At 64.6% G+C, this 22,020-nt stretch carries 24 protein-coding genes; 14 read left to right on the top strand and 10 right to left on the bottom strand.

Going from position 1 to position 22,020, the window contains the following annotated elements; translation table 11 throughout:
• Nucleotides 1–3: 3 nt before the first annotated feature.
• The 6 genes from R2N11_RS11070 to R2N11_RS11045 form a co-directional block, all read right to left on the bottom strand.
• Complete coding sequence (locus R2N11_RS11070) at nt 4–1,188, bottom strand: patatin-like phospholipase family protein (RefSeq protein WP_316681125.1); 1,185 nt, start codon at nt 1,186–1,188, stop codon at nt 4–6.
• Between the two features lie 3 nt (nt 1,189–1,191).
• Nucleotides 1,192–2,100 (bottom strand): PhaM family polyhydroxyalkanoate granule multifunctional regulatory protein, encoded by a 909-nt coding sequence (locus R2N11_RS11065; protein ID WP_316681124.1) that lies wholly within the window; start codon nt 2,098–2,100, stop codon nt 1,192–1,194.
• A gap of 38 nt (nt 2,101–2,138) precedes the next feature.
• Nucleotides 2,139–2,957: an enoyl-CoA hydratase/isomerase family protein gene (locus R2N11_RS11060; protein ID WP_199028004.1), complete on the bottom strand. Its 819-nt coding sequence runs from the start codon at nt 2,955–2,957 to the stop codon at nt 2,139–2,141.
• Nucleotides 2,958–3,019: 62 nt separating this feature from the next.
• Entirely contained in the window at nt 3,020–4,189 is a 1,170-nt protein-coding gene (locus tag R2N11_RS11055; RefSeq protein ID WP_316681252.1) for an ABC transporter substrate-binding protein, read from the bottom strand.
• A 100-nt stretch (nt 4,190–4,289) separates the two neighbouring features.
• Nucleotides 4,290–4,952: a hypothetical protein gene (locus R2N11_RS11050; RefSeq protein ID WP_199028006.1), complete on the bottom strand. Its 663-nt coding sequence runs from the start codon at nt 4,950–4,952 to the stop codon at nt 4,290–4,292.
• Between the two features lie 59 nt (nt 4,953–5,011).
• Nucleotides 5,012–6,016: an LLM class flavin-dependent oxidoreductase gene (locus R2N11_RS11045; protein ID WP_316681123.1), complete on the bottom strand. Its 1,005-nt coding sequence runs from the start codon at nt 6,014–6,016 to the stop codon at nt 5,012–5,014.
• Nucleotides 6,017–6,120: 104 nt separating this feature from the next.
• Between R2N11_RS11045 and R2N11_RS11040 the strand changes: the two genes are divergently transcribed.
• Nucleotides 6,121–7,029, top strand: a complete 909-nt coding sequence (locus tag R2N11_RS11040; protein ID WP_316681122.1) for an IclR family transcriptional regulator — start codon at nt 6,121–6,123, stop codon at nt 7,027–7,029.
• Nucleotides 7,030–7,032: 3 nt separating this feature from the next.
• On the opposite strand, the gene R2N11_RS11035 is transcribed toward R2N11_RS11040, so the two are convergent.
• Nucleotides 7,033–8,025, bottom strand: coding sequence for a fumarylacetoacetate hydrolase family protein (locus tag R2N11_RS11035; protein ID WP_316681121.1), 993 nt, complete (start codon nt 8,023–8,025; stop codon nt 7,033–7,035).
• An 85-nt stretch (nt 8,026–8,110) separates the two neighbouring features.
• On the opposite strand from R2N11_RS11035, the gene R2N11_RS11030 reads away from it, so the two are divergent.
• The 4 genes from R2N11_RS11030 to R2N11_RS11015 all read left to right on the top strand — a co-directional run bounded on the left by R2N11_RS11030 (nt 8,111) and on the right by R2N11_RS11015 (nt 11,500).
• Nucleotides 8,111–9,004 carry an IclR family transcriptional regulator gene (locus R2N11_RS11030; RefSeq protein ID WP_316681120.1) on the top strand — a complete coding sequence of 298 codons (894 nt, stop codon included), beginning with the start codon at nt 8,111–8,113 and terminating at the stop codon, nt 9,002–9,004.
• Complete coding sequence (locus R2N11_RS11025) at nt 8,970–10,085, top strand: DUF3108 domain-containing protein (RefSeq protein WP_316681119.1); 1,116 nt, start codon at nt 8,970–8,972, stop codon at nt 10,083–10,085. The genes R2N11_RS11030 and R2N11_RS11025 overlap by 35 nt, the downstream gene beginning before the upstream one ends.
• Nucleotides 10,082–10,921, top strand: coding sequence for an alpha/beta fold hydrolase (locus R2N11_RS11020; RefSeq protein ID WP_316681118.1), 840 nt, complete (start codon nt 10,082–10,084; stop codon nt 10,919–10,921). The genes R2N11_RS11025 and R2N11_RS11020 overlap by 4 nt, the downstream gene beginning before the upstream one ends.
• A 321-nt stretch (nt 10,922–11,242) precedes the next feature.
• Nucleotides 11,243–11,500, top strand: a complete 258-nt coding sequence (locus R2N11_RS11015) for a BTH_I0359 family protein (protein ID WP_021196257.1) — start codon at nt 11,243–11,245, stop codon at nt 11,498–11,500.
• A 149-nt stretch (nt 11,501–11,649) separates the two neighbouring features.
• Here the strand turns inward: R2N11_RS11015 and R2N11_RS11010 are convergent, their stop codons facing one another.
• Nucleotides 11,650–12,042, bottom strand: coding sequence for a rhodanese-like domain-containing protein (locus tag R2N11_RS11010; protein ID WP_199032550.1), 393 nt, complete (start codon nt 12,040–12,042; stop codon nt 11,650–11,652).
• Between the two features lie 162 nt (nt 12,043–12,204).
• Here R2N11_RS11010 and R2N11_RS11005 point away from each other — a divergent pair, with 162 nt between their 5' ends.
• From R2N11_RS11005 to R2N11_RS10980, 6 genes are all read left to right on the top strand, one after another.
• Nucleotides 12,205–13,245: a homocysteine S-methyltransferase family protein gene (locus R2N11_RS11005; RefSeq protein ID WP_316681117.1), complete on the top strand. Its 1,041-nt coding sequence runs from the start codon at nt 12,205–12,207 to the stop codon at nt 13,243–13,245.
• A 52-nt stretch (nt 13,246–13,297) separates the two neighbouring features.
• Entirely contained in the window at nt 13,298–16,015 is a 2,718-nt protein-coding gene (metH, locus tag R2N11_RS11000) for a methionine synthase (RefSeq protein ID WP_316681116.1), read from the top strand.
• A gap of 240 nt (nt 16,016–16,255) precedes the next feature.
• Nucleotides 16,256–16,678 carry a hypothetical protein gene (locus R2N11_RS10995; RefSeq protein WP_316681115.1) on the top strand — a complete coding sequence of 141 codons (423 nt, stop codon included), beginning with the start codon at nt 16,256–16,258 and terminating at the stop codon, nt 16,676–16,678.
• Between the two features lie 311 nt (nt 16,679–16,989).
• The gene (locus tag R2N11_RS10990; RefSeq protein ID WP_009277190.1) at nt 16,990–17,622 is read left to right on the top strand and encodes a response regulator; all 633 of its coding nucleotides are present in this window, start codon (nt 16,990–16,992) and stop codon (nt 17,620–17,622) included.
• 124 nt (nt 17,623–17,746) lie between these two features.
• Nucleotides 17,747–18,187, top strand: coding sequence for a response regulator (locus R2N11_RS10985; protein ID WP_199032554.1), 441 nt, complete (start codon nt 17,747–17,749; stop codon nt 18,185–18,187).
• Nucleotides 18,188–18,265: 78 nt separating this feature from the next.
• Nucleotides 18,266–18,406: an entericidin A/B family lipoprotein gene (locus R2N11_RS10980; protein WP_199032555.1), complete on the top strand. Its 141-nt coding sequence runs from the start codon at nt 18,266–18,268 to the stop codon at nt 18,404–18,406.
• Between the two features lie 71 nt (nt 18,407–18,477).
• Here the strand turns inward: R2N11_RS10980 and R2N11_RS10975 are convergent, their stop codons facing one another.
• The gene (locus tag R2N11_RS10975; RefSeq protein ID WP_199032556.1) at nt 18,478–19,926 is read right to left on the bottom strand and encodes a sensor histidine kinase; all 1,449 of its coding nucleotides are present in this window, start codon (nt 19,924–19,926) and stop codon (nt 18,478–18,480) included.
• Between the two features lie 240 nt (nt 19,927–20,166).
• Here R2N11_RS10975 and R2N11_RS10970 point away from each other — a divergent pair, with 240 nt between their 5' ends.
• From R2N11_RS10970 to R2N11_RS10960, 3 genes are all read left to right on the top strand, one after another.
• On the top strand, nt 20,167–20,340 hold the full coding sequence (locus R2N11_RS10970; RefSeq protein WP_316681114.1) for a DUF1328 family protein: 174 nt from the start codon (nt 20,167–20,169) through the stop codon (nt 20,338–20,340).
• 154 nt (nt 20,341–20,494) lie between these two features.
• Nucleotides 20,495–20,920, top strand: a complete 426-nt coding sequence (locus R2N11_RS10965) for an ElaB/YgaM/YqjD family protein (protein ID WP_316681113.1) — start codon at nt 20,495–20,497, stop codon at nt 20,918–20,920.
• Nucleotides 20,921–20,963: 43 nt separating this feature from the next.
• On the top strand, nt 20,964–21,518 hold the full coding sequence (locus R2N11_RS10960) for a ferritin-like domain-containing protein (RefSeq protein WP_199032559.1): 555 nt from the start codon (nt 20,964–20,966) through the stop codon (nt 21,516–21,518).
• 125 nt (nt 21,519–21,643) lie between these two features.
• Here R2N11_RS10960 and R2N11_RS10955 read toward each other — a convergent pair whose 3' ends face one another.
• Nucleotides 21,644–21,964 (bottom strand): DUF1840 domain-containing protein, encoded by a 321-nt coding sequence (locus R2N11_RS10955; RefSeq protein WP_199032560.1) that lies wholly within the window; start codon nt 21,962–21,964, stop codon nt 21,644–21,646.
• Nucleotides 21,965–22,020 lie beyond the last annotated feature (56 nt).

The raw sequence follows: 22,020 nt of genomic DNA, 5'->3' as shown, positions 1-22,020 counted from the left end.
GGATCAGGCGGCACGCATGGTGTCCGGCACGACGCCGTACAGGAACGCGGCCAGTTCATCGCGGCGTGCATCCACATCGCGCTCGCCCAGGTCGATCAGTTCCTGCGTGTACTCCGGCTCGAACAACAGATAGCTGGCAAACGCCGCACCGCGTGCTTCGGTACCGCCCAATGGCTTGAGCAGCGCACGCACCGTGCTCGGCAAGCGCTGCACATGGCGCGATGCAATCAGCTCGATGCGCTCAGATGGCGCCATCACCAGCACTTCGATCTTGCGCCAGCCGTCGCGCGCGTCGGCAATCTCGGGGTTGCGGCTCACCATGGCGTTGATGTGCTGCAGCCGCTCGATGTCGGCCGACAGGCCATCGAGAAAGATGCTCGCCAGTGCCTGCCCGGCAATCTGCGCCAATGACGGATAGCCGGAAGCCGGCACCGTGTCGTACCACCCCGGTTGCGCACGCGAGGCCGCGCCCACCACCAGAATGCGATTCGCGCCCAGGTGGATGGCCGGGCTCAGCGGCGACATCTGCCGCATCGTGCCGTCGCCAAACCACTCGTCGTTGCCATCGAGCTGCAGCGGCTCCGCCGGAAAGATGAACGGAATACTCGACGAGGCGAGCATGTGCGACACGCCAATCTGATCGGCCACCGCAATCCGCTGCGAACGCCGCCACGGCAGTACCACATGCGGCGACTGATAGAACGTGACATGGCGCCCCGTCGTGTACGAGAGCGCGGTGATGGCCAATGCGCGCAACGCACCAGCATCGAACGCCGCCTGCACCTGCTGGCCGTCGTGCTGCGACGCCAGCAGCTCACGCAGCGGCGTGTTGTCGAACAGCGCGCGCGGCGTATGGCCGGTCAGCCAGCCGAACGCCAATGCGGTCAGCCAGCGCGTGCCGCTTGCGCCAACGCGGCCGACATCGGTGCGATAGACGCGATCTGCGTGCAGGTTCGCCCAGAGCTCTGTGAGTGCCTCCGTGGCCTGCGTGAAATCCTGCGCGCCGCGCGCCATGCCCAGGCTGTTGATGGCCCCGGCTGAGGTGCCACAGATCACGTCGAACGGCGCGTGTACCACGCCCGGCGCATATTCGCGCGCCAGCCGCGCAATGCCGCGCAGCACGCCCACCTGGTAGGCGGCGCGCCCGCCGCCGCCCATCATCAACAGCGCAGTGCTGTCCGTCGACATCGATCAGGGCGTGTCGTTGGCCGGCTTGTGCGGCGCAGTCTTGGCCGGCGCCTTCTTGGCAGCGGTCTTGGCGGGAGCCTTCTTGGCAGCCGCTTTCTTCGTAGCGGGCCCGGCAGACTTGCCTGCGGGCGCCTTGGCCGCCGGCTTGGGTGCCGCCTTGGCTGCCGTGCGCTTCGGCGTGGCCGGTGCGGCTTTCTCTTCGATGTCCTCCGGCGCTGAGTCGAGCCCCTCCGCACCCGGCGCACCACCAAACCCAGGGAAGCCGCCGGGGAAGCCCGGCATCAGGTTCTGCGGCATGGGCATGGCAGCCGCGGCGGAACTGGCGATCTGGTTGAACTGCTGCTGCAGCATGTTCCACCACGGTGACGGGTCCAATGCAGCGGCGGCAGCACGTGCGGTGGCCTGCGCCTGGGCTTGCGCCTCGGCAGCGGACTGCGCCTTTGCCTCGGCCTCGTCATCGTCGGCGTCTTCGGCTTCGATCTCGGGCTCGTCTTCGGCGGTGGGTGCGTCGGCTTCGGTCGCCTTGGTGGTGGCGGTGTGCGGCCACGCCGGCTTGGGCTCGGCGGCGGACTTGGCCGCGGTGCCCGACAGCCCGTCGAACGTGGCTTTCATTGCATCGGGCGACAGCGCCGAGCCGAACGTTTGCAATGCGACCAGCGTAGCGCGCTGCACCTCCAGCCCCTGGATGGCCGTGCGCAGCAGGCTGGCATTCAACTGCAGCCAGCTCTCCACGGCGCGCAGATCGTGGATGCGCTTGTCGAGCTCCTCCAGGTCCATCGGCGGTGCAGCAAAATTGGCCATGTTGGGCATCCCGGCACCTGACATACCGGCCATCCCCGCCAGGCCGCCGCCCCACAGCTTGCGCAGAAATTCAAAACCGCCTTCAGCGAAGTTGGGCATCTGGGTGAACATGGTGTCTCCTACAGGATCGGTCTGGGATCGGGTGCCGCTCAGGCACCGTCGAACGTGGGTGGGCGCTTCTGGCGCAGGCTCGCAATACCCTCGCGCACATCGGGGCCGGCAAACCCCATGAATTCGAGCGCCAGCGAGGTATCAAAGCTCGGCCCGGCCAGACGCAGCCAGTTGTTGAGTGCGTACTTGGTCCAGCGGATGGCTGTTTGCGAACCGGCAGCCAAACGCTCGGCAACCTCGAACGCGCGGTTGATGAGGTCCTTCTCATCCACCGCCAGCGACACGAGGCCAATGCGCTCGGCTTCATCACCCGTCACGGATTCGCACAGCAGCAGGTAGTACTTTGCCTTGGCCATGCCGCACAACAGCGGCCAGACAATCGCGGCATGGTCGCCCGCCGCCACACCCAGGCGCGTGTGACCATCAACGATGCGCGCATCCTTGGCGGCAATCGAGATATCCGCCAGCAATCCAGCGACCAGCCCTGCCCCCACAGCGGGGCCATGCATGGCGCTGACGATCGGCTTGTCGCAATTGATGAGGTTGTAGACGAGGTCGCGCGCTTCATGCCAGACACGGGTGCGCACGGCAAAGTCATCGGCCATCTGCTCGACGAGGTGCAGATCCCCACCGGCAGAGAAGCCCTTGCCCTCGCCACGAATGAGTGCCACGCGCACCGAGGGCTCGGCGGACACGTCACGCCAGATCTCGGCCAGTTCGCGGTGCAGGCTGGCATCGGCGGTGGACAGCTTGCGATTGGCCGATTGCGCGGCACCCATCACGATCTCGAGGATGGGGCCATGCTGGATGAGCGTAAGCGCCTGGTAGCGGGCGAAGCGGGGAGCGAGCGAGGTCATGATGGGTCGGAATGTGAATCAAGCATAGCGGATGAGGCCGCGCCTGCAACGCCAGATGTGCGTCATGGTGACTTTGCCTCGTCAGCCAAATGCCATTCGCCACGGCGTATCTGTGCCATCACGCGGGCGCGCTGGTCCAGGCCCACGTGGTCCTGCCGGCTCATATTGACGACGCCGGTGCTGGTCGGCAGATCACGCACCTGTTCCAGCGCATCGCGCAGCGCTTCACGAAAGGCTGGCGTGCCCGGCTTGGCCCGCTTGAGGGCCACCGGCACGGCGCGCTGCAGCAGCAGGCCGATGTCGCCCGTGTAGGCGGCGAAGATCGACACGGTACGTTTGCCGAACGCGGCCTCGTAGCGGCGGGTGAAATCGAGCGCCTGCGCCTTGGCGGGATTGCTGTCGGGCAACTGCGCGGCAACCATCACCGGCCCGGTGGGCACGTAGGCGCCTTCGCACTCCTTGCCGCACAGCTTGACGAACTCGTTGTTGGACACGCCGTGGTTGAAGTAGATCTTGCCGGTGTAGCCGCGTTCGGCCAGCGCACGTGCCGGCAGCGCGGCCGGCGTGCCCGAGCCGCCGATGACCACCGCATCCGGCTTGCTTGCCAGCAGGTGCAGCACCTGGGCTGTCACGCTGTTGTCGGTGGGCGAAAAGCGCTCGGTATCGGTGATGCGAATGTGCTTGAGATCAGCAAAGCGCTGCACCTCGGTCAGGAAGGCCTCGCCCAGTGCGTTGGCAAACCCGATATAGGCGATGGTCTTCACGCCATGCGCGGCGGCGTGCTCGGCAATGAGCGACGCCATGTGCGAATCCGAATGCGGTGTCTTGAAGATCCAGCGTCGACGCGCATCCATCGGTTCGATCAGCCGGGCGGACGACGCCAGCGAGATCACCGGCGTCTTACCCTCGGCCGCCACGTCGATCATCGCCAGCGTATTGGGCGTGGTGGACGAGCCGACGATCAGGTCCACATTGGACTCGGTCATCAGCTTGCGTGTGTTGGTGACGGCGCGCGTGGTGTCAGAGGCGTCGTCAAGCACGATCACCTCGACCTTCTCGCCTGCGATCTCGCGCGGCCACAGCGTGGTGGCGTTCTTCTCGGGAAACCCCAGCGATGCCTGCGGGCCCGTGGCGGACACCGTCACGCCGATGCGGATGTCCGCCAGCGCGGTGGAGGAAAGCAACGCCAAACCAACCAGTCCGCCAACATATCGCCAATTCGGTCGCTGCATCGGTCGCCGCATGGGTGTCTCCTCCCGTGGTTTTGGGGGAAAGCGTAGCGGTTTTGCGGCGGTTTGGCGATGCGGGCACGCCCGAACGTCCAGCGCCCTCTCAGGCTGCCGCTGTCTGCTCCGGCACGCGCTCGCCCAGCTGGCGCAGTGCATCGCCATAGGCTTGGGTATCCATTTCTGTGCTGGACTTGGCCAGGTAGTACGCCAGCCCAAGGCGCGACGACGTGCGGGTGAAGAGTTGGTAAAAATCGCCCAGGTCATGCAGGCGCGCGACCTTCTGCCACGGGATCACCGCCGTCTTGCCAGAAGGCACCTGCACTGACAGCGCGGCGGGCAACAACGCCCACCGATGAAGCCCTTCCAGACGCGCGACGCTGCGTCGCACCGATCGCCGGGTGATGTTCGCGACAAAGGGATCGGTGACCCGGTCGAGCCGTGCCCTGAGCCATTGCGCGATGCGCAGAATGAAGCGGACCACCGCTGCGCCACAGCGCCACCAGAGCACGCCGTAGATGAGCGCGACCACAACAAAGGGCAGCAGCGTTCCCGCAACGCTCCCGCGAGACGGCATCGTCAGCACCACCAGCGCGGCCCCCGCAAGGGGAAAGACCAGCAGCATGAACGCCAGAAACCGCTGAAAAAACGCATCAATACGCGCCTGCATGGCCACCTTCCTGGCGGCGATCCGCGCGATGCGCTTGGCGGTGATGCGGTCAGCCAGCGCCTGACATTGCTCGGCGCTGATCCGGAAACGTAATTCCATGGCGGTGCCCTCGACTCGGTTCGGCCGTGATTCTAGGGCCACGCACGCCGAATGAGAATCTACGCAGCCAGTGCCGTCAGCCCCGCGCGCGGAAGCGCATCCTGCATCAGCGCGCGCATCGATTCCAGCACAACAGCCTGCGGCATCAGGCCGAAGTTGTGCAGCGCCATGACGTGGTCGACGCCCATGTCGGACAGCCGCGCAAGCTTGTCGGCCACCGCAGCCGGTGTACCGAACAGGGACAGCCCACTCGCCAGCACATCGTCATACGTTTGCCGGCGCGCATAGAGCCGCGTCGCAACGTACAGGTCGAACGGCAGCGCAGCGGCCTCGCGCACCGCCGCCTCCGTCGGGCCGACATGCGTGTGCAGCGCCACCGCCGCCATGCCGCGCATGTCGTGAATGCCAGCTTCTGCCAGACCGCGCCGGTAGTCGTCCATCAGCACGCGAATCTCGTCGAAGCCCTCCACCGAGGCGTAGGGCACGAACAACATGCGCCGCCCCTGCCGGCCAATGTGGTACGCCGCCTCGCGCCGCAGGATCGCCACGTGGATCGGCACCATGGCCTGCACAGGCAGCACGTTCAGGCGCACGTCGCGCAGCGTATGGAACTGGCCCTCGTGACGCACGCGCTCGCCGGCGAGCAAACGTTCGACCAGCATCAGCGCCTCATCAAAGCGCTCGCGCTTGGTGGCCGGGTCAACGCCGTAGCCCTCGAACTCGTGCTTCAGATACCCCGAGCCCACGCCCAGCGACAGCCGCCCGCCCGAGAGCGCATCGACCATCGCGTAGTTCTCAGCCACAGTGGCCGGGTGGTGGAATGTGAGGATGGAGATGGCGGTGCCCAGCCGCAGCCGATGCGTCTGCGCGGCCAGGTGCGACAGGAAGACCGCTGGATTGGGTACGGCGCCGTACTCGTGAAAGTGATGCTCGGCCACCCAGAAAGTGTCGTAGCCCAGCGCCTCGGCGTGGCGCGCCTGGGCGATGACGTCTGCGTAGAGTTGCGGCAGACTGCGTTGCCGGTCCGGATAGTGGTCCTGCACGGAAAAGATCGACAGCTTCATGGCGTCTCCAGGGTTTTCGTGTCTTTTCCAGCGCGCAGGCCGCCGCGCCGGTTGTATCTTTTTGCGTAACGCGTATCTTATAAAGCGACACCCTAGACTTCAAGATGCTCCCTGAAGACACCCTGCCGATTGGCGACGCCGCCGACGAACCGCTCGCCGAAGACACGCCCCCCGAGCGCACCAGCGCCGGCATCCAGTCCGCCGAAATCGCGCTGACGGTGCTCTCGGAGATGGCGCGCACGGGCGGCGCACATGCCGTCTCGGAACTGGGCCGGCAACTCGGCATGCCGCGTGCCAAGGTGCATCGCTATCTGGTGTCGCTGGAGCGCATGGGCTTTGTCGAGCAGGACCCGGCCTCGGCGCGCTACCGGCTGGGCTCGCAGGCATTGCAGGTGGGGCTGTCAGCGCTGTCGGACGTGGACTTCGTACGCGAAGGCAGCAACATGCTGCCCAAGCTGGCCGAGCGGTTGAACGAGAGCGTATTCCTCTCGGTCTGGACCGATCGCGGCCCGGTCATCGTGCGCTGGGAAGATGGCGGCCGGCCGGTCACGGTAAATGTGCGGGTGGGTTCGGCCATGCCGCTGCTGAACTCGGCGACAGGCCAGGCGTGTGCCGCATGGATGCCCGAGATTCAGATCGTTTCGCTCATCGACCGCGAGCTGCGCGGCCCTGGCGCCGGCAAGGCCGGCCTGACCGATTGGCTGAACTGTCGCGCGCGCTGGCAAACGGTGCGGCATGAAGGCGTGGCGCGCATTGCCGGCACGCTCATCAACGGGATCGACTCGGTGGCCGTGCCGGTGCTCGATGCGCAAGGCAAGCTGGCGGGGGCCATCACCGCGCTGGGGTTATCCAGCGTGTTCGATGCCACCCTGGAAGGGCCGGCCTCACGGCTGTTGCGCGAAGCCGGGCGGGCGCTGTCGCTGCGGCTGGGTTATCACGGCCAGGCGATGACGGCCGGTGCGGCGCAACCCAGGCGCGGGCGCCGTGCAAAGGTCGCACCTGAATCAGCGTAGTGCTCAGCTTTGCGTGCCGGGCGCGACGACCTCCTGGTCGATCGCCCCGAAAATCGACACGCCGTTGGCGTCAAACATCTCAATCTTTACCGTATCGCCGTAGCGCATGAACTCGGTCACGGGCGCGCCGGATTCGATGGTCTCCAGCATGCGTTTTTCGGCAATGCAGGCGTACCCCTTGCTGCGGTCCACGTTGGAAATCGTGCCCGATCCGACGATGCTGCCCGCACGCACGTTGCGCGTCTTGCAGATGTGCGCGATCAACTGGCCGAAGTCGAACACCATGTCGGTGCCGCACTCGGGCTGGCCGACCTTCTTGTTATTCCAGCGCACGGTCATCGGCAGGTGCACCTTGCGCTCGCGCCAGGCGTCGCCCAGCTCGTCGGGCGTGACGGCCACGGGCGAGAACGCGGTCGCCGGCTTGCTCTGAAAGAAGCCGAAACCCTTGGCCAGCTCCGCCGGGATCAGGTTGCGCAACGACACATCGTTGGCCAGCACGACCAGGCGGATGGCCTCCGCGGCAACCGCAGGCTCGGTGCCCATCGGCACGTCGCCGGTGATGACAGCCACCTCCGCCTCGAAGTCGATGCCGAAAGCTTCGCTGCGGCAGACGATCGGGTCATGCGCACCAGCCAGGTCATCGGAGCCGCCCTGGTACATCAGCGGGTCGGTCCAGAACTCAGGGGGCATCTCGGCGCCGCGGGCTTTGCGCACCAGCTCCACGTGGTTCACATAGGCGGAGCCGTCCGCCCACTGGTAGGCGCGCGGCAGTGGCGCCATGCAGTTGGCTGCGTTGAACGCGAACGGATGCCGGGCTCGCCCGGTGTTGAGCTGCTCGTACAGTTCCTGCAGTTGCGGTGCATAGAAGCCCCAGTCGTCGAGCGCGCGTTGCAGCGTCCCGGCGATGTGCGTGGCGTAGTGCGCGGTCTTCAGGTCGCGCGAGACCACGGCCAGTTGGCCGTCGCGCGAGCCATCCTTGAGGGTGGCGAGTTTCATGGGCGTCATGTGCAGAGAAAGGCTGCGCGGATGGTACACCTTGCATCGGCTAAACTGGGCCGAACCGATCCACCGCACCCGCCCCATGTCCACGCTGCCCACCGACGCTGATCTCGACCTGGAGACCGATGTTGACGGCGACATCGCGTCCGACCTCATGTCCGACGATATGCCTGCGCGCTCGGGCATCCAGTCCATCGAGGTCGGCTTCCGCCTGCTGGACGTGCTTACGCACACCAATGGCCCGATGATGCTGCGCGACCTCGCGCGCGCGGCGCCCATGAACCCTGCCAAGGCGCACCGCTACTTGGTGAGCTTCGCGCGCCTTGGACTGGTCACGCAAACACCCGAGGGCCGCTACGACCTCGGCCCGTTTGCGCTGGAAATGGGCCTGGTGAGCCTGAACCGGCAAGATCCGATGCGCCGTGCGCGCCCCGCCGCTGCAGCGCTGCGCGACGAAATCGATCACACCATCGGCCTGGCCGTATGGGGCAACCTGGGCCCGGCCATCGTGCACTGGGAAGAGGCCAGCCACCCTGTCACGGTCAGCCTGCGCCTGGGCGATGTGATGCCGATGCTGAACTCGGCCACAGGCCGCGTGTTCGGCGCTTACCTGCCGCGCGCGCAGACGCTGCCCTTCATCCAGCGTGAGCTGGAACGCGCCGCCGCAAAGCATGACAACAGCGCGAACGACAACCCCGAACTGCCGCGCACGCTTGAGGCCTACGACGCCCTGTGCGCCGACGTGCGCGCGCACGGCGCCTCGCGCATCCACGGCGGTGTGCTGCCGGGCATCAACGCGATGTCGCTGCCGGTGTTCGATGCCAACGGCCAGTTGTGCCTCGTCCTGATCGCCCTGGGCGCGCAGAGCACCTTCGACACCACGTGGAGCAGCCCGCTGGAGCGGCGCTTGCGGCAGGCCGCACAACAGCTCTCCTCTGACCTTGGATACGTTGCACCCCTTGCCTCGCAGTCCTGAAGAGCGGACGGCCACGCGCGCACGCCGCTGGCGCCGCTGGGGGCTGATCGCACTGGCTGTGCTGGTTGCGCACGGTATTGCCGTTGTGTGGATCGCGCGCAACCACCAGATGGCGTGGCCGCCGGAGCCGGAACAGATCATCCCGACCTTGCTGCTGCAGCCGGAACCCGTCAAGCCGCCGGTGCCACCCGCCCCCAAGGCGCAGCCGAAACCCGCGCCGCCCAAGCCTCGCCCCGCGCCGCCCGAGCCTGCACACACCCCCGCGCCAGCAGCAGTGCCTGCCTCCGAGAATTCCAACATCCCGGTGGGTGCCGCTGCCAATACCGGCATGATCCGCGATCTAGGCAGTGAAAGCGTTGAAGGCGGTGAGAACAACGCACCGTCGGCACCCGAGGCGCGCTTCTCGCCGCCGCCCTCAACCACGCTGCACTACGCCACCTACGTCAACGGAGTGCGCAATGAAGATGGCGTGATCCGCTGGACTACGGACGGCAAAACTTACACGCTGTCGGTCGAAATTCCGCTGCCGCTGTTCTTCGGGTCGCTCGCCTTCCGCAGCAATGGCGTCATCGATACGTATGGTCTGACACCAGCACGCTACGAAGAAGTGCGCGGGCGCCGACAACCCGACGTGACGACCTTCCACTACGCCCAAGCGACACCCGCCTCCGGCGTAGCGGGCGCCCCAACCATCACATTCACACGTACGCCCAATGTGCTGCCATTGCCGGTGGGCACGCAAGATCGCTTCAGTGTGTTCCTGCAGCTGACGGGACTGGCGCGCGGCAACCCCGAGCGCTTCACCAGCCCGGGCCTGACGCTGGAAATCCCCATCGCCGATACCGACAGCGTGGAAGTTGCGCGCGTCCAGCACGTGGGCGAAGACACCATCGACACCCCCGGGGGCACGATCCATGCGCAGCACTTCATACGGCTGCCACGGCGCGAGGGCGACCAGCGGCGCGTAGAGATCTGGCTGTCTGCCGAGCGCGGCTGGCTGCCGGTGCGCCTGCGCCAGACCGAGCCCAGTGGCATGCAGTTCGAGCTCGTCTATCAATCCCAGGAAGGGGGCCAACCATGAGCGCCAATGCCGTCGCCGGTTCAGGCACCGTGCACGCCAATGGTATCGACATCCACTACCGCATCGACGGTGTCGATGGCCCCTGGGTCATGCTCGCGCACGCGCTGGGCGTCGACCACCAACTCTGGGACGGCATCGCCCAACGCCTTGCCGTGCGCCGCCGCGTACTGCGCTATGACGCGCGCGGGCACGGCAAAACCACCGCCCCACATGGTGCCTACACGCTGTTCCAGATGGCTGACGATGCGGCCTGCCTGCTTGATGGGCTGTCGATTCCACAGGTGCATTTCATCGGCCTGTCGATGGGCGGCATGGTGGCGCAAATCCTCGGTGTGCGGTATCCGCAGCGGCTGCTCTCGCTCACGCTGTGTGACACCGTGTGTGTCACACCGTTGACAGCACATGCGATGTGGGACGAGCGCATCGGCCAGGTCGAGGCGCACGGCATGGCTGGCATCGTCGAGCCCACGCTGCAACGCTGGCTGACCGCGCCCTACCGTGAAGCGCATCGCGACGTGGCCGAGCGCATCCGCACCCTGCTGCGGGCCACGCCGCCGCACGGCTACGTTGGCGCATGCCTCGCCATCAAGGCGCTCGACACGCGTGGCGGGCTCGCTCGCATCGCCTGTCCCACACTTGTCATAACGGGTGAGGAAGATGCCGGCGCCCCGATGGAAGTCGCCCGCGAGATGGCTTCGCGCATTCCCAACGCGCGCTTGAAAGTGATGCCGCGCGCAGCCCATCTCGCCCCCATCGAACAGGACGAGGCCTTCCTCACCGATCTGGATGAATTCCTCCGGCACACGGGATGCGGCAGTCAGGGTGCAACGCCCTGACAGATGTTTGCCGTGCCGGTAGTTGCAGGCGCCACGCACACCGCCCGTCGTCTACCCGCCGAATGGCGGACAACGGCTTGCGCCTTTCGATGCAGACACGGAAAGGTCTTGTTACGCGATAACAACGCCCGTCACACATTCCGCCTCGCGTTCGCGAACTTTATGACCAATGATTAAGCCCAAGGATCAGATGGGGCAAAACACGATCCGGAACGCGGGAAATGATCGGCCCTTGAAGTCAGGATCGCGAGCCCCATCTACCCGGTGCAGCAGTAGAGCAGTCCCACAACAGCAAGACGATTGACGCCTCGGAGGTGCACCATGCAAATGATCTACAACAGCGACAACTACTGTGTTGTCGAGTTCGGTGTAGACGGCCAACACGCCATGCTGGCAGCGGGCGGCTACGAAATCGTGGACAAGAACCTCAAACGTGAAATCTTCCTCGGCGGCGAGCTTGCCGAGCATTTCCGCGAGGATGTGAAACGCTTGATCGCCAGTGAACCGACTGCAGAAGAAGTCGACGACTTCCTCGGCAAGTTCGACTCGGTGATGACGCAACCGGTGACGATGCACTGAACAGCGTGCGCCGGGGGCTGCGGCGAGGTTATCCACTGCGCTAACCGCACTCGCCCAACGAACATAAAAACGCCCGGAGCTTGGCGCAGCCGGGCGTTTTTTCATGTGTAGAGCCACTATCGCATTGATAGCGTCCGGCTAAATGCGGCTTAACACTGCTCCCACGGCATGCCTGCGTGGCGCCAGCCATTGAGCGTGTTGCGATGGCGCGTGCCATCCAGATCGCCCTCAAACCCGTGACGAACGACACGGACATCACGGAACCCCGCGTCTTCCAGCGCATGCGCCGCCGCCGACGAGCGGTTGCCGCTGCGGCAGATCAACACGATCGGGCGCTCGGTACCGTGGCCGGAAAGCTTGCGCACGGTCGGCACGAACTCCGGGTTCACCTCCCAGTGCGGGCCGTCGTTCCACGACACATGGTGTGAGCCGACCGGATGGCCGACAAACAGGTGTTCCATCTCGCTGCGGCAGTCGATGAACAGCGCGGCAGGCGTGCGTTGCAGAAAGGCGTGGGCGTCGGTGGGATCGAGCAGTTGCATGGCGGCTATCAGGGTGGGGCGAATGGCGTGATGTGGATTATAGGAGCGCGATTGCCCACAACGGCGGCAAGTCATTGATGCGACTGGTAAAATTCGCCTTTGGCCGTCGATTTTGTTGTTCTGTCCACGCTTCTGCCCCATCTCGGCCTGATCGGAGTCCCCATGACCGCGCCCCTGCCCTATACCCGTGCCGCCAACCTGCCCGCGCTGCTGCGCGAGCGCATCCTGATCCTGGACGGCGCGATGGGCACCATGATCCAGCGCTACAAGCTGACCGAGGCGCAATACCGCGGCGAGCGCTTTGCCGACCACCCGATCGACGTGAAGGGCAACAACGAGCTGCTGCTGCTCACACGTCCCGAGGTCATCCGCGAGATCCACGAGCAGTACCTGGCCGCGGGCGCAGACCTGATCGAAACCAACACCTTCGGCGCGACGACCATCGCGCAGGAAGACTACAAGATGGCGGACCTGGCCTACGAGATGAATGTCGTGGCCGCCCGCCTCGCGCGCGAGGCCTGCGACAAGTACAGCACGCCCGAGCGCCCGCGCTTCGTGGCCGGCGCCTTCGGCCCGACGCCCAAGACCGCCAGCATCTCGCCCGACGTGAACGACCCGGGCGCGCGCAACGTCAGCTTCGACCAACTGCGCGATGCGTACTACGAACAGGGCAAGGCGCTGCTCGAAGGCGGCGCGGATGTCTTCCTGGTCGAGACCATCTTCGACACGCTCAACGCCAAGGCCGCGCTGTTCGCCATCGATCAACTCTTTGAGGACACCGGCGAGCGTGTGCCCGTGATGATCTCCGGCACCGTGACCGACGCCTCGGGCCGCATTCTCTCGGGCCAGACCGTCGAAGCATTCTGGAACAGCCTGCGCCACGCCAAGCCGATCACCTTTGGCCTGAACTGCGCACTGGGTGCCGCGCTGATGCGCCCGTACATTGCCGAGCTGGCCAAGATTTGCGACGTGGCGGTGTCGTGCTATCCCAATGCCGGCCTGCCCAACCCGATGAGCGACACCGGCTTTGATGAAACGCCGGACGTCACCTCCAGCTTGGTCGACGAATTTGCCGCGGCAGGTCTGGTGAACCTCGTGGGCGGCTGCTGCGGCACGACACCCGAACACATCAAGGCGATTGCCGACCGCGTGGCCAATCGCAAGCCGCGCGGCTGGCCGGGCCAGTACAAAGACGCCGCCTGAGCTTGAACAGACACGCCACCGCCCGCCTGCCCCTTATTTGCATCAGAAGAACATGACCGACCACCCCATGCGCCTCTCCGGCCTCGAACCGTTCAACATCGGCGAGAGCACGCTGTTCGTCAACGTTGGCGAGCGCACCAACGTCACCGGGTCCAAGGCGTTCGCGCGCATGATCCTGAACAGCCAGTTCGACGAGGCGCTGGCCGTGGCGCGCCAGCAGGTCGAAAACGGCGCGCAGGTCATCGACATCAACATGGACGAGGCGATGCTCGACTCCAAGGCCGCCATGGTTCGCTTCCTGAACCTGATCGCCTCGGAGCCGGACATCGCGCGCGTGCCGATCATGATCGACTCGTCCAAGTGGGACGTGATCGAGGCGGGACTGAAGTGTGTGCAGGGCAAGGCGATCGTGAACTCGATCTCGCTCAAGGAAGGCGAGGAACAGTTCGCCCACCACGCCAAGCTCATCAAGCGCTATGGCGCGGCGGCCGTCGTGATGGCCTTCGACGAGCAAGGCCAGGCCGACACATTCCAGCGCAAGACCGAGATCTGCAAGCGCAGCTACGACTTTCTCGTCAACAAAGTCGGCTTTGCGCCGGAAGACATCATCTTCGATCCGAACATCTTTGCCGTCGCCACCGGCATCGAGGAGCACAACAACTACGCGGTCGACTTCATCAACGCGACGCGCTGGATCAAAGAGAACCTGCCGTACGCCAAGGTGAGCGGCGGCGTGTCGAACGTGTCGTTCTCGTTCCGCGGCAATGACGTGGTTCGCGAGGCGATCCACACCGTGTTCCTGTACTACGCGATTCAAGCGGGCATGGACATGGGCATCGTCAATGCGGGCCAGTTGGGCGTGTACGAAAACCTCGACGCCGAACTGCGCGATCGCGTGGAAGACGTGGTGCTCAACCGCCGCCCCGATGCGACCGACCGCCTGCTGGAAATTGCCGACCGCTACAAGGGCGGTGGTACCAAGCGCGAAGAAAATCTCGCCTGGCGCCAGGAGCCGGTGGAGAAGCGCCTGGCCCACGCGCTGGTGCACGGCATCACCGACTACGTGGTCGACGACACCGAAGAAGTCCGCCAGAAAATCTTTGCCGCTGGCGGCCGCCCGATCCAGGTGATCGAGGGCCCGCTGATGGACGGCATGAACATCGTGGGCGACCTCTTCGGCGCAGGGAAGATGTTCCTGCCGCAGGTGGTGAAATCGGCCCGCGTGATGAAGCAGGCGGTGGCGCATCTGATTCCGTTCATCGAAGAAGAGAAGCGCCAGATTGCAGCCGCTGGCGGCGACGTGCGCTCACGCGGCAAGATCGTCATCGCCACGGTCAAGGGCGATGTGCACGATATTGGCAAGAACATTGTCACCGTCGTGCTCCAGTGCAACAACTTTGAAGTCGTGAACATGGGCGTGATGGTCCCGTGCAACGACATTCTGGCGAAGGCCAAGGTGGAAGGCGCGGACATCATCGGCCTGTCGGGCCTGATCACGCCGTCGCTGGAAGAGATGGCCTACGTGGCCTCGGAAATGCAGCGCGATGACTACTTCCGCGTGAAGAAGATTCCGCTGCTGATCGGCGGCGCGACCACGAGCCGCGTGCACACCGCCGTGAAGATCGCGCCCAATTACGAAGGCCCGGTCGTATACGTGCCGGACGCCTCGCGCTCGGTGAGCGTGGCGTCGAGCCTGCTGTCGGACGAAGGTGCCGCGCGCTACGTCGAAGAGCTGCATGCGGACTACGACCGCATCCGCACCCAGCACGCCAACAAGAAGGCCACGCCGATGGTGTCGCTGGCCGCCGCACGCGCCAACAAGACGAAGATCGACTGGTCCAACTACACGCCGCCCAAGCCGAAGTTCATCGGCCGCCGTGTGTTCCGCAACTACGACCTGAACGAACTTTCGCAGTACATCGACTGGGGCCCGTTCTTCCAGACGTGGGACTTGGCCGGCAAATTCCCCGACATCCTCAACGACGAGATCGTCGGTGAGTCGGCCCGCAAGGTGTTCTCCGACGGCAAGAGCATGCTCGCGCGCCTGATCGCCGGGCGCTGGCTCACGGCCAACGGTGTGATCGCGCTGCTGCCGGCCAACACCGTCAACGACGACGACATCGAGATCTATACCGACGAATCCCGCTCGGAAGTCGCGCTCACCTGGCGCAACATCCGCCAGCAAAGCGAACGCCCAATCATCGATGGCGTGATGCGCCCGAACCGCTGCCTGGCAGACTTTATCGCGCCCAAGAGCACCGGCATTGCCGATTACATCGGCCTGTTTGCCGTGACGGGCGGCATCGGGGTCGACAAGCGCGAAGCCGCCTTCGAAGCGGATCACGACGACTACAGCGCGATCATGCTCAAGGCCCTGGCCGACCGCTTCGCCGAAGCCTTTGCCGAATGCCTGCACGCCCGCGTGCGCCGCGACCTGTGGGGCTACGCGCCGGAAGAAACGCTCGACAACGACGCGCTCATCCGCGAGGAATACAAGGGCATCCGCCCCGCGCCCGGCTACCCGGCTTGCCCGGAGCACACCGTCAAACGCGACATGTTCCGCGTGCTCGACGCCAAGGAGATCGGCATGGACCTGACCGAAGCGCTGGCCATGACGCCGGCAGCCTCCGTGTCGGGCTTCTACCTGTCACACCCGGACAGCACGTACTTCACGCTCGGCAAGATCGGCCAGGATCAGGTGGACGATATGGCCGCGCGCAGCGGTGAGGACCGCCTGTTTGTGGAGCGCGCCCTCGCCCCGAATCTCTGATTCTGTGACAAGACGTTTAGAACATGGCGAATCGTTCGCCATGTCTTACGACTGTGAAGCCTTGCTGGCATTGGCTTTGCCGGCATTTCAAGAGGGGTGATGCTTACATTACAAAGGCTTACACCCCCTAACAGTCGTAACCGGAAGGGCTCCATAGACTGAACCCATTCGCTCAACACACAGAGCGATGCCGCGACGAATCCCTCGCGTGGCCGTTCAGAGAACAAAAGGAGTCTCTCCATGAACAAGCTGCTGATCTCCCTGTCCGCCATCGCTATCGCTGCTGCTTCGGCTTACGCCAACGCACAAACCCCGTCGGCCAACGCAGGCGCTGCACTGCCAACCAACGGCACGGCCGCTGTCGCCCCGGCACCCGCCCAAGCCAATGTCGGCACGGGCCTGAAGGCCGATGCCGGCGCCAAGCTCGACACCGACGCTGCCAAGCACCAACTGACCAACAAGGCCGAACACGGCGCCAAGGCTGCGCACGAGCACAAGGCCAAGGCTGAAGCCGGCGCGGACAAGACCGCCGAGAAGGTCGGCAAGTCGGTTAGCAAGACAGAAAAGTCGGCAGAGAAGTCGGGCAAGGCAGCCAAGGCTGATGCCACCGCAGGCCTGAGCGCAGACGCTGGCGCAAACGCCGCCACGACGACGACGAAGTAACACGGTATCGCGGTTGACCGCCGGGCCTCGCGCCCGGCACACCCTGGCCATCACGGGGCGGACATCCTCCGCCCCGTTTTCTTTGGCTTCGCACACGCAGGCACGCCGCTTGCTCAATGGCCCGCATCGACATGTTGCGATCAATGCACATCTTCGAGGCCCCCATGGAAACGCAAGACACGTCCCCTGAACGCGCCAGCAAGAGGCGCGTTGGTTTCGCTCCACAGTCCGATACAATTGCTGTCGTATCGAACCAACAAGCGCAGCGCGCAGACAAGGGCAACCCGCCCGGCGTGCTCATAAGGAGCAGCATGATTCGCGTCCTGATTGCGGATGACCATGAAATCGTCCGTGCCGGCCTTCGGCAGTTCTTGTCCGAAGAGCGGGACATCGAAGTCGCGGGGGAGGCGGCAAGTGGGGAAGAGGTGATGGAGCAACTCCGCACCGGCGCCTTCGACGTGGTCGTGCTTGATATCTCCATGCCCGACCGCAACGGCATCGATACGCTCAAGCTGGCCCGCCAGCGCCATCCGGATCTGCCCGTGTTGATCCTGTCAACCTTTCCGGAAGACCAGTACGCGATCAACCTGATCCGTGCCGGCGCCTCCGGCTACCTGACCAAGGAAAGTGCGCCGGATGAGCTGGTGAAGGCCATCCGCACCGTGTCGCAGGGCCGCCGCTATGTGAGCCCGACAGTCGCCGAACTGCTGATCGGCGGCCTGGAAAAGCCGACCGACCAGCCCCTGCACCAGACACTGTCCAAGCGCGAATTCCAGATCTTTTGCAAGCTCGCGCGCGGGCAATCGGTGTCGATCATCGCGGAAGAACTGTTTTTGAGCGTCAAGACGGTCAGTACCTACCGCACCCGCATCCTGGAAAAGATGGGCATGAAGTCAAATGCCGATCTGACCTATTACGCCATCAAGAACGGCCTGGTGGAGTGACGCTTCACCGGATGGAAAACCAAGGCAAAACGGCCCGGCCAAAGCGCTAACCGACCGGAAACCCTGTTGGCATGTAGGACAACGCCTGATACCCCTCAGGCGGCCCGCTGGCTACCATCAACGCATGCTGGATAAAGCTGTCACCCTCTCCTCCCGTGGATTGCGCGTCCTCCTCATCGAGGACTCCCCCGTGCTTCGCGGCATGGTGCTGGAGTACCTCAAGGCGTCCGCTTTCGTGGCGGTTGTCGAATGGGCCGACACGGAAGATTTGGCCTTGCACCAGCTGGCGCAAGGCCACTACGACGTCGTGATCGTCGATCTGCAGTTGCGTCAGGGGAACGGTTTCAAGGTTCTCCAAACGTTGCGCGATCAAGCATCGCCCAGCGTACGCATCGTCTACACCAATCATGCGCAGGTGCCGACCTATCGGCAGCGCTGCTTTGAAGCCGGCGCCAACTACTTCTTCGACAAATCGCTCGAACTCGACAAGGTGTTCGAGGTCATCGAAGAGCGCGCCGGCCTTGCCCGCCCCAGGCAGCAGACCGCGCACCATCCGCACGCCTGAGACCTGCCCGCTGCCGGCCGCCATGCTGCGAAACCGAACATCGCCCACATTGCTTTCGACCCCCACAAGGAGCGTTTCATGAAGACCCTGTGTGCCGCAATTGCATTGACGTGCATCTTCCTGGCCGGCTGCAACACCATGGCTGGCGCCGGCAAGGACATCCAGAGCGGCGGCCAGAAACTGGAAAACACGGCCGACGACGTCAAGCAGAAGATGTAAGCGCAGCGCTGTAAGGCGCGTATGAAAAAAGCCCCTTAACGTGATTAAGGGGCTTTTTTTCTTTCTACCGCTCAGACCAGCGCGCCGCCCTCGCCCGAGCCCGGCGCCACGCCACCGGGCAGCGTTTGCGGCCCCGCCGGCCCGCTGCCGCTGGCGCCCTCTCGGTAGAACACCGCATCGTTCGGTGGCAGCTCGGCGATGATCGTCACACCACCACCAGGCATTGAATCGATGGTCAACGTGCCGCCCAGTGCAATGGCACGCTGCTCCATGCCCAGCAGGCCGTGATGGCCCACCATGCGGCGGCGTTCGATGTCGGCCGGGAAGCCGCGGCCGTTGTCGCGCACACGCAAGCGCACGCCCTCTTCGCTTGCATCCAGCGCCACGGACACCGTCGTCGCATGCGCGTACTTCGATGCGTTGGTGAGCGATTCCTGCACGATGCGATACAACGCGATGGCCGCGTCGTCAGTGAGCTTGGGCATCTCGTCTGGCAGGCTGACCTCAGTGTGCCAGCCGTTGCGCACGCCAACGTCCTCGGTCAGTTGCGACAGCGCCTCAACCAAACCCAGATTGAGCAGAATGGTTGGGCGCAGGTCTTCGATCAGGCGGCGCTTGATCTGGATGCCCTGGTCCACATGCGACATCACGCGCGTAATTTTTTCGCCCACCGCTGGCTCGATGGACGTGATGCGCGAGCGCAGCCAGTGCAAGTCCATCTTGGTAGCGGTGAGGATCGCGCCCAGCTCATCGTGCAACTCGCGAGCGAGGCGTGTCTTCTCGTCTTCGGTCACGCGCTGCAAGTGGGCGGCCAGGTCGGAAAGCTGACGCGTGCGTTCACGCACCATGCGATCGAGCTTCTGGCTTTCCTCTTCGAGCAGATCACGCTCCTGCTCGGTGGCGGCAAGGCGCTTGGCGTGCTGCATGCCCAGCACCACCAGCAGGATGATGTTGACTGCGGTAATGAGCGCGATGCCGTAGCGCGAGAGCGCCAGATCGCGCTCGGCGTGCTCAAGGCTGCGGGCCACAGTGGCGATCTCGCGCTGGCGCAGGCGGTCCAGGCCCTGCCGCACGGCCTCCATCGATGCCTTGCCGAAATCGGTGCGCACGAGATCAAGTGCCACCTCCAGGTCACGCTTGCCGTAGATCAGCGTGAGTTCCATCTCGGTGAGCTTGCGGCTGACCTGCAGCGCGGTCTCCGAGAACAGCTTGAGCGCCTCCGGATCGTTGGCGTAGTGGTCGCGGATCTCCGCCATCAGCGCGTGGATGTGCGGAATCGCCTTGTTGTACGGGTCGAGGTATTCGTCCTTGCCTGTCAGCAGGAAACCGCGCTGCCCGGCCTCGGCGTTGACAAGTTCGGCGAGCAGTTCATTGATGGCGGTTTCCGCCTGCTGCGACTGAATCACCTGCCGATACCCTTGGCTCAGGCGGATGTTGCCCGTCTCCGAGGCAATCAGCACGCCCAGCGTCAGCAGAATGCCGCCGGCGAGCAGCAGGGTGGAGCGCAAGGATGACCGCATGGCATGCAGACCCATGTGAACGCATGAAACGCATCCGGCCGCCCGACGCGGCGCACGTTGCGTGTGTTTTTTATGTCAACACCCATGATACCCCGTGGGCGAGCCGGGCGACACCTAGGACGCACCCGCCCTGGCACGGCATGTGCGTGGGGATACGCCAGCAGGGGGCTGGCGCAATGCAGCACAAGACGCATCCCCCCTGTGACGAACTCCATTTCTACCCTATCCGGAGGCAACAACATGCTGAAGTGGGCACTCATCTTCGCCATCGTTTCCGTGGTGGCTGGCGTGCTGGGTTTTACCGGCATTGCCGCAGGCGCGGCGAGCATCGCCAAGGTCCTGTTCTTCATCTTCGTCGTGCTGTTCGTGCTGTTCCTGGTGCTTGGCGTCACGATCTTCAAGGCAGTCGATTAGCACAAACGCGCAGACGGGAAGGCGTGGCCCGCGTCTTGCTGGTCCACTCGGCAGGCGGCCCGCCTTTTTTACGATGCGCAGGAGCCGAAACTGCAACTGATCAACCGCGCCACCGGTATGCCCTTCCCGCGGCGCCACAACGAGGAACTTCGCCATGTCTCTCTTTGCCAGCCAACGCATTCGCAATCGGATCGATGACATTGACGACCGTGCGCACCGCGCCATGCGCAGCGCCGCAGACGCCGTAGATGACGCCCGCCACGCCGCACGCCCCGCCGTTGACGACGTGCAAAGCTTGCTGCGCTCACTCGAAAGCGCCATCCATACCTTGACCGACGAGGGCAGCACCGAAGCTCGCCGGGCCAGTCGCACCCTGCACGCGCGTGCCGACCAGTTGCGCCGTGCCGCCAACGACCGCGCCCACCAGGCGCGTGACCGCATGGACTGGGCGCTGAGCCGCACAGAAGACACCATCACCTCGGTGCCATTCAAGTCAGTGGGCGTGGCCGTGGCGATTGGCGCGGCAATCGGGCTGGTTGTGGCCTTGGTCGGCGGCAGCCGGCGCGAGCCCAGCGAGTAACCGACACCCGCCCAACAACACACCCATACTGCAGGAGCCCCCCATGAGTTCCACGCTTGTCGCCGCCCCGGAAAGCAGCTTTCTCACCGATATCAAGACCTTGCGCGAACGTGCCCGCAAGCACATCCAGGAAGGCGCGGTGACCGAAGATTACAAAGCCGATCGAGAAACCGTACTGCGGCTACTCAATGAGGCGCTGGCCACGGAGTTGATCTGCGTGTTGCGCTACCGGCGCCATCACTTCATGGCCAAGGGCATCAACGCTGAGCCCATCGCCGCCGAGTTTCTGGTGCACGCCAATGAAGAGCAGCAGCACGCCGACAGCATCGCCGCCCGCATCGTGCAGCTGGGCGGCGAGCCCAACTTCAGCCCGGAAGGGTTATCCACGCGCAGCCATTCGGAATACGTGGAAGCCGATGGCCTGGTCGATATGGTCAAGGAAAACCTGGTGGCCGAACGCATCGCGATCGACAGCTACCTGGAGATGGTGCGCTACATCGGCGACCGCGACCCCACCACGCGGCGCGTGCTGGAAGAAATTCTGGCCGTGGAAGAAGAGCATGCGGACGAGCTGTCCGACATGCTGCACGAACAGTAAGAACAAGAAACAAGACGGGAGAAGACAGACCAACAGGCGCGCTCGCCCCTTCCCCCGCTCCCGGCCACGGTGGCCGGATGCCCGGACCAACCCGTTTGGCGGCCGGGCATTTTTTTGAGCGACGCTCAGACGCCCCACATGACGGGGGTCTGCTCGACCTGCGACTCCTCCAGCATGTGCAGCAGCGGGTACGCGCGCTGACCGAGGTGCGGCGGCTCTTCTTCGCCGTCTTCGTCCTCCTTGGCCGCCAGTTCAGCCACGTGGATATGCGCCTGATGCGTATCGTCCTTGATGGCGCGCTTGAGGCGGTCGATGGCGTGGGGCATCTCTTCGGGCGTAATGACGCCACGCTCGCCCAGCGTCTTGCCGATCACGCCCAGCAGCACCATGGCGAGGTCCTTCTGCATGGAGAACTTTTGCGAAGCGTGCGAAGTAAAGGTGATCATGATGTTGAGGTTTCCTCGGTTGGATCGATGTTGGGAGCCGAAGGTTGCCACGGCGG

The sequence above is a fragment of the Ralstonia flaminis genome, assembly GCF_958415495.1.
Lineage (GTDB): Bacteria > Pseudomonadota > Gammaproteobacteria > Burkholderiales > Burkholderiaceae > Ralstonia > Ralstonia flaminis.
The sequence above is the reverse complement of the archived record's forward strand: the minus strand, read 5'-3'. Positions and strand labels throughout refer to the sequence as shown.